Source organism: Mediterranea sp. An20 (genome assembly GCF_002160055.1).
In the GTDB taxonomy this organism is placed as follows: Bacteria; Bacteroidota; Bacteroidia; order Bacteroidales; family Bacteroidaceae; genus Bacteroides; species Bacteroides avicola.
Map to the genome: position 1 here is coordinate 236,602 of NZ_NFJV01000001.1, position 14,546 is coordinate 251,147.

General features: G+C 53.3%; 12 protein-coding genes. 7 read left to right on the forward strand and 5 right to left on the reverse strand.

Annotated elements, in window-relative coordinates; all coding sequences use genetic code 11:
- Positions 1-25 precede the first annotated feature (25 nt).
- A complete protein-coding gene (locus B5F34_RS00985; protein WP_087334107.1) occupies positions 26-1,672 on the reverse strand; it encodes an AMP-binding protein in 1,647 nt (548 codons plus the stop codon).
- Between the two features lie 64 nt (positions 1,673-1,736).
- Positions 1,737-2,312: an XRE family transcriptional regulator gene (locus tag B5F34_RS00990; RefSeq protein WP_087334110.1), complete on the reverse strand. Its 576-nt coding sequence runs from the start codon at positions 2,310-2,312 to the stop codon at positions 1,737-1,739.
- Positions 2,313-2,690: 378 nt separating this feature from the next.
- Here B5F34_RS00990 and B5F34_RS00995 point away from each other — a divergent pair, with 378 nt between their 5' ends.
- The 3 genes from B5F34_RS00995 to B5F34_RS01005 all read left to right on the forward strand — a co-directional run bounded on the left by B5F34_RS00995 (position 2,691) and on the right by B5F34_RS01005 (position 6,820).
- Positions 2,691-3,164 (forward strand): PepSY-like domain-containing protein, encoded by a 474-nt coding sequence (locus tag B5F34_RS00995; protein WP_162609264.1) that lies wholly within the window; start codon positions 2,691-2,693, stop codon positions 3,162-3,164.
- A 262-nt stretch (positions 3,165-3,426) separates the two neighbouring features.
- Positions 3,427-4,986 (forward strand): arylsulfatase, encoded by a 1,560-nt coding sequence (locus tag B5F34_RS01000; RefSeq protein ID WP_087334114.1) that lies wholly within the window; start codon positions 3,427-3,429, stop codon positions 4,984-4,986.
- Between the two features lie 58 nt (positions 4,987-5,044).
- The gene (locus B5F34_RS01005; protein WP_087334283.1) at positions 5,045-6,820 is read left to right on the forward strand and encodes a right-handed parallel beta-helix repeat-containing protein; all 1,776 of its coding nucleotides are present in this window, start codon (positions 5,045-5,047) and stop codon (positions 6,818-6,820) included.
- A 75-nt stretch (positions 6,821-6,895) separates the two neighbouring features.
- Here B5F34_RS01005 and B5F34_RS01010 read toward each other — a convergent pair whose 3' ends face one another.
- Entirely contained in the window at positions 6,896-7,285 is a 390-nt protein-coding gene (locus B5F34_RS01010) for a hypothetical protein (RefSeq protein ID WP_087334117.1), read from the reverse strand.
- Positions 7,286-7,294: 9 nt separating this feature from the next.
- Positions 7,295-7,897: a phosphatase PAP2 family protein gene (locus B5F34_RS01015; protein WP_087334119.1), complete on the reverse strand. Its 603-nt coding sequence runs from the start codon at positions 7,895-7,897 to the stop codon at positions 7,295-7,297.
- Between the two features lie 198 nt (positions 7,898-8,095).
- Here B5F34_RS01015 and B5F34_RS01020 point away from each other — a divergent pair, with 198 nt between their 5' ends.
- Genes B5F34_RS01020 through B5F34_RS01030 form a run of 3 tightly spaced genes read left to right on the forward strand, consistent with a single transcriptional unit; the run spans position 8,096 to position 11,572 of the window.
- A complete protein-coding gene (locus B5F34_RS01020) occupies positions 8,096-8,785 on the forward strand; it encodes a succinate dehydrogenase/fumarate reductase cytochrome b subunit (RefSeq protein ID WP_087334121.1) in 690 nt (229 codons plus the stop codon).
- 50 nt (positions 8,786-8,835) lie between these two features.
- The gene (locus B5F34_RS01025) at positions 8,836-10,782 is read left to right on the forward strand and encodes a fumarate reductase/succinate dehydrogenase flavoprotein subunit (RefSeq protein ID WP_087334123.1); all 1,947 of its coding nucleotides are present in this window, start codon (positions 8,836-8,838) and stop codon (positions 10,780-10,782) included.
- Between the two features lie 34 nt (positions 10,783-10,816).
- Complete coding sequence (locus B5F34_RS01030) at positions 10,817-11,572, forward strand: succinate dehydrogenase/fumarate reductase iron-sulfur subunit (RefSeq protein ID WP_087334125.1); 756 nt, start codon at positions 10,817-10,819, stop codon at positions 11,570-11,572.
- Between the two features lie 594 nt (positions 11,573-12,166).
- On the opposite strand, the gene dusB is transcribed toward B5F34_RS01030, so the two are convergent.
- On the reverse strand, positions 12,167-13,189 hold the full coding sequence (dusB, locus tag B5F34_RS01035; RefSeq protein ID WP_087334128.1) for a tRNA dihydrouridine synthase DusB: 1,023 nt from the start codon (positions 13,187-13,189) through the stop codon (positions 12,167-12,169).
- A 77-nt stretch (positions 13,190-13,266) separates the two neighbouring features.
- Here dusB and B5F34_RS01040 point away from each other — a divergent pair, with 77 nt between their 5' ends.
- Entirely contained in the window at positions 13,267-14,544 is a 1,278-nt protein-coding gene (locus B5F34_RS01040) for a peptidase U32 family protein (RefSeq protein WP_087334285.1), read from the forward strand.
- The last annotated feature ends 2 nt before the right edge of the window (positions 14,545-14,546 follow it).

The following is a 14,546-nucleotide window of genomic DNA, read 5'->3' on the forward strand; positions in this document are numbered from 1 at the left end:
AAAATATGTTGTTACTGGTGCTGCCTCAAATGATTTCGATTCCTTGCTCCCGGCAGAGTTGCAGTCCTACGTCCTTGAGCCTGAACTTTTGAATCTTGCCGCTGCCGGTCATGGGGAACTCTTTGACGAAGAAGATATACCTGGGAATCTTGTAACGCGAGATTTTGCCCATGCAGAAGTCGCGCACATCACTTTCCTGCAAATCGGCTCCTTCCTTGAGTATGATGAAGGCACCTACGGCTTCGCCATACTTCTTCGAGGGGATGCCTGCCACCTGCACATCCTTCACCCCTGGCAACTGATAGAGGAACTCTTCGATTTCGCGCGGGTAGATATTTTCGCCACCACGGATAATCATGTCTTTGATACGCCCGGTGATGCGGTAATAGCCCTGCTCGTCTTTCACGCCCAAATCGCCGCTGTGCAGGAAGCCATCCTTGTCTATCACCTCGGCAGTGGCTTCAGGATTTTTGTAGTAGCCCTTCATCACGTTGTAGCCCCGGCAACACATCTCGCCCTGCACGCCGACAGGACACTCCTCGCCTGTAGCAGGGTCGATGACGCGTACCTCGGTGTGTTCGAAGTCGCGGCCCACGGTGTTGTAGCGTGCTTCGGCAGGGTCGTCGATGCGACTGTGCGTCATACCGGGCGAGGCTTCGGTCAAGCCATAGACACTGGTCACCCGCATGAACATCTTCTCCTCTACCTGCTTCATCAGTTCTACGGGGCAGAGCGAACCTGCCATGATTCCCGTGCGCAGGCTGGAGAGATCGAAGAGGTCGAACATGGGATGATGCAGTTCGGCAATGAACATGGTAGGCACGCCGTAGAGGGCAGTGCAGCGTTCTTTGTGTACCGAAGCCAATACCACAAGCGGGTCGAAACGTTCCACCATCACCTCGGTGCAACCGTGTGTCAGGCAGTTCATGGTAGCCAGCACCACGCCGAAGCAATGGAACAGAGGGACACAGACGCAGAGTTTGTCGTCGGACGTAAACTTCATGTGTTCGCCCGTCAGGTATCCGTTGTTCGCAATATTATAATGTGTCAGCATCACGCCTTTGGGAAATCCCGTAGTGCCCGACGTGTACTGCATGTTTACCACATCGTGGCAAGTAACCTGCGCCTTCAGTCTGTCCAGCTGGCTGTTGTCGACGTTCTCGCCCAACAGGAGCAGTTCGGCCGTGTTGTACATTCCGCGGTGCTTCTCCTGCCCCACGTAGACCACGTTGCGCATATAAGGGAATCGTTTGCTCTGCAGATGTCCGCGCTGGCAGGTGCGCAGTTCGGGCAACATCTGGTAGGTCATCTGCACGAAGTCGCTGTCTTTTTCGCCGTTGACAATGCACAGCGTGTGCATGTCCGAATTCTGGCAGAGATATTCCAATTCAGCCTGTTTGTAGCTGGTGTTTACCGTCACATAGACGGCTCCTATCTTGGCGCAGGCATAAAGCAGCGTCAGCCAGTCGGGCACATTGGCCGCCCAGATGCCCACGTGTGTGCCACGGGTGACGCCTATGGCGATGAGTCCACGCGCCATATCGTCCACGCGCCGGTTGAACTGGCTCCAGGTGAAGCGCAGATTGCGGTCGGAGTAGACAATGTATTCTTTGTCCGGTGTCGTTTCGGCCCAATGTTCCAGCCATTGGCCGAGGGTGCGTTCGTATAACACGGTGCTATAAATATTTATCGTTTTTTATACCAAATTCCTTCCCTTCCCGCGGGAAGCACGGCCTTCACGCCGGTGTATAGACCACGGCCAGGATTCTGGCTGCCTGCCCCTGATAGCCGTGTACGTGATGGGGCACGATGGAGTCGTAATAGATGCTGTCTCCCTCGTTCAGCAGGTACGTATTCTTGCCGTAGCTGATTTCCATGCAACCCTGCAGTACATAGATAAATTCTTCGCCTTCGTGCGAGGAAAGCACGAAATCCATATCGTCCGTGGCAGACACATCAATAATGAAAGGATCCATGTGACGGTCGGCTTTGGAGCGTGCCAGCGAATGATATTCCATGTGCTTGCGGCTCTGTATGGCATTGTTCGAGAAACTGATGGTATCACCCGCCTCGGCCCGGCGGCATACAGTGGGCCCTGTCTCGTCTTGGTCGTCGAGAAAAGTGCCAAGGCGTACACCCAGCACGCGCGCAATCTTGATGAGTGGCGCCAGCGAGGGCAGGTCGATATTGTTCTCAATACGTTCTACCTGTTCGATGGCCAGTCCTGAGCGTTGCGCCAGTTCTTCCATCGTGATGTTGCGGCTTTCGCGGAGCGATTTTATTTTCTCGCCCACAATCTTGCTTGTATCCATTGTTCTGATCTGATGTGTTTCCGGTATCGGGATGTTTCAATTTTCCGCAAATGTAAGATAAAGTTTAACGTATTCCAACTATATCCGCTGTTTTTTGTACATCTTTATCATTGAAATCTTTCTTCTATATAAAAAGCAGCGTGCTAACAGATAAAAAGCAGCCTGCCAACCTATAAGAAGCACGCTGGTTATATATAAGGAGTAAGACTCTGGTTATCAGCCACAACAGAAGCTATAAGGATGGCCATGCGCGAAAGTATCCTTCTGATTCGCGGCGCCATTCAGGCTATTTTTCCCGACATATTTCTCTTTATTCCCAAATCTTTCCCAAATCGCCCTCTATCTTTGCATGCAGAGAACATTAAAAATATACGGAATATGAAAAAAGAAGTAATGATGAAAACCAAGAGTTTGTTTATGCTGTTGCTGGCAGGTGTGTTTACCTTCGGATTGCAAAGTTGCGATGACGATGACGACAAGGACATCGTGGCAACGCCCGAATTGCAAGCGGCCTTTACAGCCCAGTTCCCCAATGTAGACGTGAATTACGTGAAATGGGAATGGAACGGACGGGAAAATGCCTACGAAGCTGATTTCTACGAAGACCGTTACGAGAAGTCGGCCTGGTTCTCCCAAAGCTATGAGTGGCTGATGACGGAGACCGACTACAATCCGCCCTACAGCGAAGTGCCCCAGGTGGTGCAGGATGCCGCACAGGCCGCTCACCCCGACTACCGGCTGGATGACATCGACGGCATTGAAACGCCCGGAGATATGTATTACCGCGTGGAGATGGAAAAGGGCGAACGTGACATCTACCTGAACATCAGTCCGGACGGAACGGTGCGCTGACATACGAAACAACTATTTTCCCCATGAGGGTGTAACAGGGGGCTCTCTTCCCAACCCGCGCCAAAGAGGCAATGGCAGCGGCAATTCCCTTATAAGGCAGGTTGCGGAAGGTTTGTTCTGTCGTCCGAAGAGATTATTAATCCTAATTTACGTGAATAGAAATTAAATAAAGAGGATGTTTGTAAAGCAAAGCGGTATCTTTACAAGCATCCTTTAATCTTTAAGAGAACCATTACAGAACATTTAAACCAATAAGCTGACAATGAAACATCTTTTCCCAATGGCTCTGTTGCCGTCACTGGCATGCTGGCATACTGCCTACGGAGCCGAAGCAGTCCAAGACAAAACCTCCCGCCCGGACCCTGAAAAACCCAACGTCATTATCATCTATGCCGACGACTTAGGCTATGGCGACCTGCAATGCTACGGCGACAAAAACGTTGAAACCCCTCATGTGAACCGGTTGGCCGATGAAGGAATCCGGTTTACCAACGTACATGCCGTGGCTGCCACCAGCACTCCCTCACGCTATTCTCTGCTGACGGGCGAGTATGCCTGGAGACGTCCAGACACGGACGTGGCGGCTGGAAATGCCGGAATGATTATCCGGCCCGTGCAGTTCACCATGGCCGATATGTTTAAACATGCAGGCTATGCCACCGCCGCCATCGGCAAATGGCACCTGGGATTGGGCGACCAAACCGGCACGCAGGACTGGAACGCACCGCTGGCTGCTTCGCCTGCCGACCTGGGCTTCGACTACCACTACATCATGGCTGCCACGGCCGACCGCGTGCCTTGCGTGTTCATCGAAAACGGAGAAGTGGCCAACTACGACGAGAGTGCGCCTATCGAGGTCAGTTACAAAAAGAATTTTCCCGGCGAACCGACAGGGAAAGACAATCCGGAACTACTCTATAACCTGAAACCCAGTCACGGACACGACCAGTCCATCGTCAACGGCATCAGCCGCATCGGATATATGAAAGGGGGCGGAAAGGCGCTCTGGAAAGATGAGAACATTGCCGATTCCATTACGACACATGCCATACAGTTTATGAAACAGCACAAAGACGAACCGTTCTTTATGTACTTCGCTACCAATGACGTGCATGTGCCCCGATTCCCGCACGAACGGTTCCGCGGGAAGAACCCGATGGGACTGCGTGGAGATGCCATCGCACAGTTTGACTGGAGTGTAGGGCAGATTATGGAAGCGCTGGAGAAACTGGGACTGGCAGAAAACACATTGGTCATCTTGTCGAGCGACAACGGCCCCGTGGTGGACGACGGATATGACGACCGCGCAGAAGAATTACTGAACGGACACAGCCCGGCCGGCCCCTGGAGAGGCAACAAATACAGCGCTTTCGAAGGAGGAACCATGGTGCCCGCCATCGTGCGCTGGCCTGCCAAAGTCGCCAAAGGGCAGGTGTCTGACGTGCTGATTTCGCAAATCGACTGGATGGCTTCCTTGGGAGAACTTATCCAGGCACGCTTGCCCAAAGGAAGCGCCCCCGACAGCCAGAAACGGCTGGGCAATCTGCTGGGAACCGACACGACCGACCGTCCCTGGGTGGTGGAACTCGCTTCTAACCACGTGCTGTCTGTCCGCACCAAAGACTGGAAATACATTGAACCCAACGACGGCCCTGCCATGATTACCTGGGGACCGAAGATAGAAACCGGCAATTGCAGCATCCCGCAGCTCTATGACATGAAAGGAAAAGGAGACGAACGGGAAAACGTGGCTACCCAGTACCCCGAAAAGCTCTTCGAACTGCAGACGATATTGAGGAAAGTCCGCGCCGGCAAGCTTTAACGGCTTCACATAACTCCAGACAGATATACGGAAAAAAGTAGATCAAAAGATTATGATTATGAAGAAACTATGTTTAAGCTTCATGCTGCCGCTGTTTTGTTCGTGGCTTTGCGCCCAACAAGTGATTGATGCCAGCCGTTACGGCATCCGCCCGGATACCCGTACCGACATGTCACCCCGGGTTCAGAAACTGCTGGACAAGGCACGCAAGCTGTCTGCCGGTGGAGAAACCATCGTGCTGCGCTTCGCTCCGGGACGTTATGACTTTTATCCGGAAAAAGCAGCCCGACGCACTTGTTACATCTCCAACCACGACCAGGATAACCCCAAGATAGTAGGTTTCGCGATGGAAGACCTGCAGGGAGTGACTTTAGACGGAGGAGGAGCCCGCTTCGTCTTCCACGGACGGATGCTTCCCATCGTCTTGCAGGACTCCCGGCAATGTGTGCTGAAAAATTTCAGCATTGACTTCGAAAACCCACACATCGCGCAAGTGCACATCACCCAGAGTGACACCGTAGACGGCATCACCTTCCGGCCGGAGGAATGGGTACGCTGGCGCATCACGCCCGATTCGGTCTTCGAGGCATACGGCAGAGACTGGACCGTGCGCCACAGTTGGGGAGTGGCCTTCGAAGCCAATACCAAACGACTGGTTTACAATACCGGCGACCTCGGCTGCAACACCAAGGGAGTTTACCAGACTCCCGACGGACAGATACATGCCCCGCAATGGAAAAATGCCGCACTGAAACCCGGCATGCGCTTTGTCATGCGCGGATGGGGACGCCCCACGCCCGGCATCTTCCTCTATGGCAACACCGATACCCGACTGGAAAACATCCGTGTACATTATGCCGAGGGCATGGGACTGCTGGCGCAACTCTGCGAAAACATCACGCTGGACAATTTCAACGTTTGCCTGAAGGGCGAAGACGACCCGCGCTGCTTTACTACCCAGGCCGATGCCACGCACTTTTCGGGCTGCAAAGGCGCCATCTCTTCATGCGGCGGACTGTATGAGGGCATGATGGACGATGCCATCAACATTCACGGCACGTACCTGAAGGTAGTGCGCCGGGTAGATGACCACACACTGGTGGGACGCTACATGCACGGACAGTCGTGGGGATTCCGCTGGGGCGAACCGGGCGACTCGGTGCAGTTTGTACGCGCTCATACCATGGAGATTGCCGGCACAGCCAACTGCATCGACTCCATCCACCCCTACGACCAGCCAACGGTGGAGGGAGCACACGAGTTCATCATCACTTTCAAGGCTCCCTTAGACAAGGAAATCAGTGAAACCGGGGCCTATGGAATAGAAAACCTGACGTGGACGCCCGAAGTGCTCTTTGCTAAAAATACCATACGCAACAACCGCGCCCGCGGAGCTTTGTTCAGTACGCCGCGCCGCACTGTGGTGGAAGATAATCTGTTCGACCACACCTCGGGCACTGCCATCCTGCTCTGCGGCGACTGCAACGGATGGTATGAGACGGGGGCCTGCCGCGATGTGCTCATCCGGCGCAACCGCTTTGTCAACGCACTGACCAGCTTGTACCAGTTTACCAATGCGGTCATCTCCATCTATCCGGAGATACCTGCACTGGACAGACAGCAACAGTACTTCCACGGAGGGCACGGCAAAGGCATCGTCATAGAGGATAATGAATTCGAGATGTTCGATGCCCCTGTGCTATATGCCAAATCTGTAGACGGGCTGTGGTTCCGCCGCAACATCATCTGCCAAAACACCGACTATCCACCTTTCCATTTCAACCGCGACCGGTTCTGCCTGGAACGGGTGACGAATGTACATATAGAAGAATAACACACGGCGGGAGACAAGTCCAAAGAGACACCGCCCGTGAAAAAGCATCCGACGGGAAGATGTACGAGAGAGCCTTCAAGGACTCATTACTATCTTCCCGTCTTTCTTTTCCAGGCGACAGGTATTCCCCTCTTCCAGCGACAGGACAGAAAGCAGACCGGTAGACTCATCCACCACCAAGAGAGCACAATGTTCGGCAGGAAGGCTAACACGCAGACACGAAGTGTCGGTCACTGCCAGAGAATGACAAAGCAGACTGTCGTTGAGATAGACCGTAAGGGTATCCCCCGATAAAGAGCGTCCGAAAAGAACCGTACAGACTCCGGCAGGCTGCCGCCGGGTTCCGCCCGCACGCTGCGTGCGCAAACTCAGGATGGTGAAGACTACCACCACGCCGATAACGGCAAAGGCCAGCAGCCCATTGCCTATCATGAACTGGCGGTTGGTGTCGAGTCTATGCGGCATAAGCAGGTATCATTCTCCGAAAAGCCAACGGTTAAGCCAGCGGTTAATGTAAATATTGGCCACGGCAAAACCTGCTCCGATAGCAGCACCGGCCAACACGTCGGAAGGATAATGCACCCCTTCGTTCATGCGCGAGATGCCCACCGAGCAAGCCCACAAGGCAGAAGGAGCAATGACATACCACTTGGGATAACGGATGCTGAGCGATGTGGCCAGGGCAAAGGCCGTAGCGGTATGCCCCGATGGGAACGAAGGGCTGTGTTCAATGCTGTAAGGGTGTACCCGGTCAGGATATCGCTCATAAGGACGGTCGCGCCCCACCAGATATTTCATACCGTAAGTGACAATGAACGTACCCGCCACACTGGTGCCTACATACAAGGCGTCTTTCAACAGGTCTTTGTCGTCTTTTATCCAAGCGGTAAGAGCCATGGCCACGGGAACACCTACAGCCAGATAAGGCTCGGATTTCGATATTACCTTATTATAATTACGGATAAACTTCCCGTCCCAGCCATTGATACGGTGCACGGTGTTGATGTCCCAGTTCTGCGCCGACAAAGGCAATACAACAGGGAGCAGGAATGCCATAAGCAGAAAAAACCTCTTCATATAATTATGGATAAATACCGGCGGCAAAGATACGAATTAATATGGTTGGAAAAAGCACCGAATGCACATTGATGGTGGAATTATTTTCTTAATCGCTTGTTTGATAAAGGTTTTTCATATACTTTTGCAAGGAGTTAGCAGAATCAGCCTTGCAAATGACATTTTCTAACAATTTAAATAACTTTAATTCAATCATTTATGTGGTTAAGTAATTCATCTGTAGGAAGGAAAGTGGTGATGAGCGTTACCGGTATCGCCCTTATCCTGTTTCTGACGTTTCACATGGCGATGAACCTGGTTGCGCTCGTTTCCGCCAACGGGTACAACGCGGTTTGTGAGTTCCTGGGAGCAAACTGGTATGCGGTAGCCGCCACGCTGGCACTGGCCGTGTTGTTCATCATTCACATTATCTATGCCTTCTGGCTGACTATGCAGAACCGTAAGGCACGCGGAACCGAACACTATGCCGTAACGGACCGCCGCAAAGAGGTGGAATGGGCATCACAAAACATGCTGGTGCTGGGCCTGATTGTCATCCTGGGTCTGATTCTGCACTTGGTTAACTTCTGGTCGAACATGATGTTGCCCGAACTGATGCACGGCATGGGCATGCACGCCGACACACTGACACTGGCATACGCCGCTGACGGTATCTATCACATCGAGCGTACATTCTCCAACCCCGTGTTCGTCGTTCTCTATCTCATCTGGCTGGCTGCCCTGTGGTTCCACCTGACTCACGGTTTCTGGAGTTCTATGCAGACGCTGGGTTGGAACAACAAAGTTTGGATCAACCGTTGGAAATGCATCTCCAATATCTATGCTACCATCGTAGTCATCTGCTTCGCATTGGTAGTCGTTGTGTTCTATATCAAATCTCTCATCTAACACGTTGACGGGCCAATAACCTTTTCAACATCCACTTAAAAAACAAGAATATGACTAAGATAGATTCAAGAATACCGGAAGGACCGGTAGCAGAGAAATGGACTAACTACAAGGCTCATCAGAAACTGGTTAACCCTGCCAACAAGCGCCGTTTGGACATCATCGTGGTAGGTACGGGTCTGGCAGGTGCCAGTGCCGCTGCCTCACTCGGCGAAATGGGCTTCAAAGTATTCAACTTCTGCATTCAGGATTCTCCCCGCCGCGCTCACTCCATCGCTGCGCAGGGTGGTATCAATGCTGCCAAGAATTACCAAAACGACGGTGACTCCGTATACCGTCTGTTCTACGATACAGTAAAGGGTGGTGACTATCGTGCCCGCGAAGCCAACGTATATCGTCTGGCCGAAGTTTCCTGCAATATCATCGACCAGTGCGTGGCACAGGGTGTTCCTTTCGCTCGCGAATACGGCGGCACGCTGGCCAACCGTTCTTTCGGTGGCGCACAGGTATCCCGTACTTTCTACGCCAAAGGGCAAACCGGTCAGCAGCTGTTGCTGGGTGCCTACTCTGCCCTGAGCCGCCAAGTGGCAGCCGGCAGTGTGAAGCTCTTCACCCGCTATGAGATGCAGGATGTCGTTGTTATCGACGGCCGCGCCCGCGGTATCATTGCCAAGAATCTGGTGACGGGCAAACTGGAGCGTTTTGCCGCCCATGCCGTTGTCATCGCTACTGGCGGATACGGAAACACTTACTTCCTGTCTACCAACGCTATGGCCTGCAACTGTTCGGCTGCTATGGCTTGCTACCGCAAGGGTGCCCTCTTTGCCAACCCCGCTTACGTACAGATTCACCCGACATGTATCCCCGTACACGGCGACAAGCAGTCTAAGCTGACGCTGATGTCTGAATCGCTGCGTAACGACGGCCGCATCTGGGTGCCGAAGAAACTGGAAGATGCCAAGAAGCTGCAGGAAGGCACGCTGCAAGGCAAGGACATCCCCGAAGAAGACCGCGACTACTACTTAGAGCGCCGCTACCCGGCCTTCGGTAATCTGGTGCCGCGCGATGTGGCCAGCCGTGCTGCCAAGGAGCGTTGCGACAAGGGCTACGGCGTGAACAACACCGGTCTGGCTGTATTCCTCGACTTCTCTGAAGCCATCCAACGCTTGGGTAAGGACGTAGTAGAGCAGCGCTACGGCAACTTGTTCGACATGTACGAGGAAATCACCGACGTATCGCCTTACGAAAACCCGATGATGATTTATCCGGCCATCCACTACACCATGGGCGGCATCTGGGTAGACTACGAACTGATGACCACCATCAAGGGCTTGTTTGCTATCGGCGAATGTAACTTCTCCGACCACGGTGCCAACCGTCTGGGCGCTTCCGCTCTGATGCAGGGTCTGGCTGACGGATACTTCGTATTGCCTTACACCATCCAAAACTATCTGGCAGACCAAATCACCGTTCCCCGCTTCTCGACCGACCTGCCTGAATTTGCCGAAGCAGAGAAGGCCGTACAAGCCAAGATTGACCACCTGATGGGCATCCACGGCAAGAAGTCTGTCGACTCCATCCACAAGGAACTGGGCCGCGTGATGTGGGAATATGTCGGCATGGGCCGTACAGCCGAAGGTTTGAAGGAAGGACTGAAACGCCTGAAAGAAATCCGCAAGGAATTCGAAACCGAACTGTTCATCCCCGGCGACAAAGAAGGCATGAATGTTGAGTTAGACAAGGCCATCCGCCTGAACGACTTCATCACGATGGGCGAACTGATCGCCTACGACGCGCTGAACCGCAACGAAAGCTGCGGCGGCCACTTCCGCGAAGAATACCAGACGGAGGAAGGCGAAGCCAAGCGCGACGACGAGAACTACTTCTACGTGGCTTGCTGGGAATACCAGGGCAGCGACGACAAGGCTCCGGTGATGTACAAAGAGCCGCTCGTTTATGAAGCCATCAAGGTACAGACTCGTAACTATAAGAGCTAATCGGGAAGTTGAACCAATTAAAGACTACACACAAATGGATAAAAATATATCATTTACTTTAAAAGTATGGCGCCAGAAGGGTCCGAAGGCACAGGGCGCATTTGAAACATACGAGATGAAAGACATTCCGGGTGATACCTCGTTCCTGGAGATGATGGACATTCTGAACGAACAACTCATCAGCGAAGGCAAGGAACCCGTAGTGTTCGACCATGACTGCCGTGAAGGTATCTGCGGCATGTGCTCGCTCTACATCAACGGACATCCGCACGGTCCCGCACAAGGCGCAACGACTTGTCAGATTTACATGCGCCGCTTCAACGATGGCGATGTAATCACGGTTGAACCGTGGCGCTCGGCCGGATTCCCGGTGATTAAAGACCTGATGGTAGACCGCACGGCTTATGACAAAATCATGCAGGCAGGCGGATATATCAGCGTCAACACGGGTGCCCCGCAAGATGCGAACGCTATACTCATCCCGAAGACCATCGCTGACGAGGCCATGGATGCTGCCAGCTGCATCGGTTGCGGCGCCTGCGTAGCTGCCTGCAAGAACGGTTCGGCCATGTTGTTCGTATCTGCCAAGGTAAGCCAGCTCAACCTGCTGCCCCAAGGCAAGCCCGAAGCACTGCGCCGCGCCAAGGCTATGCTCGCCAAGATGGACGAATTAGGATTCGGCAACTGCACCAACACTCGTGCCTGCGAGGCTGAGTGCCCGAAGAACGTATCCATCAGCAACATCGCCCGCCTGAACCGCGACTTCATCCGCGCCAAGCTGAAAGATTAATCAAGACTCCTTTCTACATTTGATTAATATCAACAGGAACCCTCTCCGCACCGGGAAACCGACGGAGAGGGTTCTTTCTTTTCCAGACCTTTGTGACTCCGTGGCCGACGGACATTTATCTGAAATGTTTACCCATCCGCAACAGAACCGACACAAGTTCAAGCATAATTAATCACAAAACACACATCTTATCTACCAGTTTATAAGAAATAACGGACACAATATTTTAAATAGATTTAAAAGCCGCATAAAGATACAGAACGAGCTTGCACAATACAAGAAAATCTCTTACATTTGCCACATGATTTTTTTCATAGCACTAAATTTAAGGTTAACAAAGGTGGGGCTCAGCGGAGCCCTTTTTTTATGTCCGCGTCCGAAACCAAACCAGTCCACCTTGCTTTGCCGGAAGGCCGGGATAGCCACACAGCCCACCGTTTGCTTCCTATATAGACGAAGCCTGCTCCGAAGCTATACGCACCGTGCTTCCAATATACAAGCAGTTTCCAAAGAAAGCATAAGAAAAAAGACCGCTAACGGCAAAGAGCCGAATACACACCGGTGCATTCGTCATCGCACTGCTCGCTGGTCATCTCAAAGAAAAGAATCGGGCTGTCTGTCAGAAGCAGAAGAGCCAATCCCCAGCAGCGGCTCAATCTGCCGGAAAATATCCAGCAACTCTGCCTGCGTCTCTGCCCGCAGCATGGCGATGCGTGTCTCGCGGAAGTTGGGAATGCCCTTGAACAGCGGACTGGCAGCCAGGTGACGGCGGACGTGCAGGATGCCTCGCCGCTCGTCCAGCAGACGCACGCTGTCGTCCACCTCACGGCGTAGCACATCCAACTTCCAGGCAGGAGTCAGGCCCTGAAGATCCTCGCCCGTCTGCAAGTAATGCTTTATCTCCTTGAAAATCCACGGACGGCCGAAGCTGGCACGCCCCACCATGATAGCGTCCACGCCATAACGGTCGAAACACTCGCGGGCACGTTGCGGGGTGGTGATGTCGCCGTTGCCGATAATAGGGATGCGCATACGCGGATTGTTCTTTACCTCGCCGATAAGCGTCCAGTCGGCCTCGCCGGTGTACATCTGTGCGCGGGTACGGCCATGAATGGTAAGGGCTTGTATGCCGCAATCCTGCAACTGTTCGGCCAGAGTAACGATGATTTTGTTGTCGGCATCCCAGCCCAGACGCGTCTTGACGGTGACAGGCAGACGCACGGCATCAACCACGGCACGGGTAATCTCCAGCATCAGCGGCACATTGCGCAGCATGCCTGCCCCCGCCCCCTTGCCCGCCACGCGTTTGACGGGACAGCCGAAGTTGAGGTCGATGACATCGGGGTGCGCCTGCTCCACAATCTTCGCGGCTTCGACCATTGTTGCCACGTCGCGCCCGTAGATTTGGATGGCCACGGGGCGTTCGGCATCACCGATGTTCAGTTTCTGTTCGGTTTTGCTGACCGAGCGTATCAGGGCATCGGCCGACACGAACTCGGTGTACACCATGTCGGCGCCAAACTCTTTACACATCAGGCGGAAAGCGGGATCGGTAACGTCTTCCATCGGGGCAAGCAGCACGGGGCGTTCGCCCAAGTCAATAGCGGCAATCTTCATTTATCTGTCTTTTTGGCGCAAAGGTACGGAAAAAAAGACTACCTTTGCCTGTTCTAATTCTGCAACTCTACATAAATATGAAACCAGATAGGAAAGAATTCGAAATCATGGCACCGGTAGGTTCGCGCGAATCACTGGCGGCAGCCATACAGGCTGGTGCCGACTCGATATATTTCGGCATTGAAAACCTGAACATGCGTGCCCGTTCGGCCAGCGTCTTCACCATCGACGACCTGAAAGACATCGCCCGCACGTGCAACGAGCATGGCATGAAAAGCTATCTCACTGTCAACACCATCATATACGACCAGGACATCGCACTGATGCGTACCATCGTCGATGCTGCCCACGCAGCCGGCATCTCGGCCATCATCGCTGCCGACGTGGCAGTGATGACCTACGCCTGCAGCATCGGCCAGGAAGTGCATCTCAGCACCCAGCTTAACATCAGCAACGTAGAGGCGCTGCGCTTTTATGCACAGTTTGCCGATGTGGTGGTGCTGGCCCGCGAACTCAACCTGGAGCAGGTGGCAGAAATTCACAAAGCCATCGTCGACGAAAACATCTGCGGCCCGTCCGGACAACCCGTGCGCATTGAGATGTTCTGCCACGGTGCCCTGTGCATGGCGGTCAGCGGGAAGTGCTACCTCTCGCTGCACCAGATGAACCACTCCGCCAACCGCGGAGCCTGCATGCAGGTATGCCGCCGCTCATATATCGTGCGCGACAAGGAGACGGATGCCGAACTGGAGATAGACAACCAGTACATCATGTCGCCCAAAGACCTGAAGACCATCCATTTCCTCAACAAGATGATGGATGCCGGCGTGCGCGTATTCAAGATAGAAGGACGTGCCCGCGGACCAGAATATGTACGCACCGTAGTGGAGTGCTACCAGGAAGCTATCCAGGCATATATGGAGGGCACCTTCACGGACGAAAAGGTAGAAGACTGGAACCGTAGGCTGGCTACGGTATTCAATCGTGGCTTCTGGGACGGCTATTACCTGGGGCAACGCTTGGGCGAATGGACGCACCACTACGGCTCGGCAGCTACAGAGCGAAAAATCTACGTAGGGAAAGGCGTCAAATACTTCCCGAACATCGGCGTGGCAGAATTCCTGGTAGAAGCTGCCGAACTGAATGTGGGCGACAAGCTGCTCGTTACCGGGCCAACCACCGGAGCGCTGTTCCTCACTGCCGACGAGATGCGGGTCGACCTCAAACCTGTAAACACGGTGCACAAAGGAGAGCACTTCTCTATAAAATGTGACAGGATACGACCCAGCGACAAGCTCTACAAACTGGTCTCTGTAGAAGAACTGAAGCGATTTAAAGGACTGCCTATTTATTAATC

What these genes read in the sequence shown, in the direction of transcription:
- B5F34_RS01020 (WP_087334121.1), top strand. Translation starts at nt 8,096, where the DNA reads ATGTGGTTAAGTAATTCATCTGTAGGAAGGAAAGTGGTGATGAGCGTT.
- B5F34_RS00990 (WP_087334110.1), bottom strand. Translation starts at nt 2,312, where the DNA reads ATGGATACAAGCAAGATTGTGGGCGAGAAAATAAAATCGCTCCGCGAA.
- B5F34_RS01005 (WP_087334283.1), top strand. Translation starts at nt 5,045, where the DNA reads ATGAAGAAACTATGTTTAAGCTTCATGCTGCCGCTGTTTTGTTCGTGG.
- B5F34_RS01030 (WP_087334125.1), top strand. Translation starts at nt 10,817, where the DNA reads ATGGATAAAAATATATCATTTACTTTAAAAGTATGGCGCCAGAAGGGT.
- B5F34_RS01000 (WP_087334114.1), top strand. Translation starts at nt 3,427, where the DNA reads ATGAAACATCTTTTCCCAATGGCTCTGTTGCCGTCACTGGCATGCTGG.
- B5F34_RS01040 (WP_087334285.1), top strand. Translation starts at nt 13,267, where the DNA reads ATGAAACCAGATAGGAAAGAATTCGAAATCATGGCACCGGTAGGTTCG.
- dusB (WP_087334128.1), bottom strand. Translation starts at nt 13,189, where the DNA reads ATGAAGATTGCCGCTATTGACTTGGGCGAACGCCCCGTGCTGCTTGCC.
- B5F34_RS00995 (WP_162609264.1), top strand. Translation starts at nt 2,691, where the DNA reads ATGAAAAAAGAAGTAATGATGAAAACCAAGAGTTTGTTTATGCTGTTG.
- B5F34_RS01025 (WP_087334123.1), top strand. Translation starts at nt 8,836, where the DNA reads ATGACTAAGATAGATTCAAGAATACCGGAAGGACCGGTAGCAGAGAAA.
- B5F34_RS01015 (WP_087334119.1), bottom strand. Translation starts at nt 7,897, where the DNA reads ATGAAGAGGTTTTTTCTGCTTATGGCATTCCTGCTCCCTGTTGTATTG.
- B5F34_RS01010 (WP_087334117.1), bottom strand. Translation starts at nt 7,285, where the DNA reads ATGCCGCATAGACTCGACACCAACCGCCAGTTCATGATAGGCAATGGG.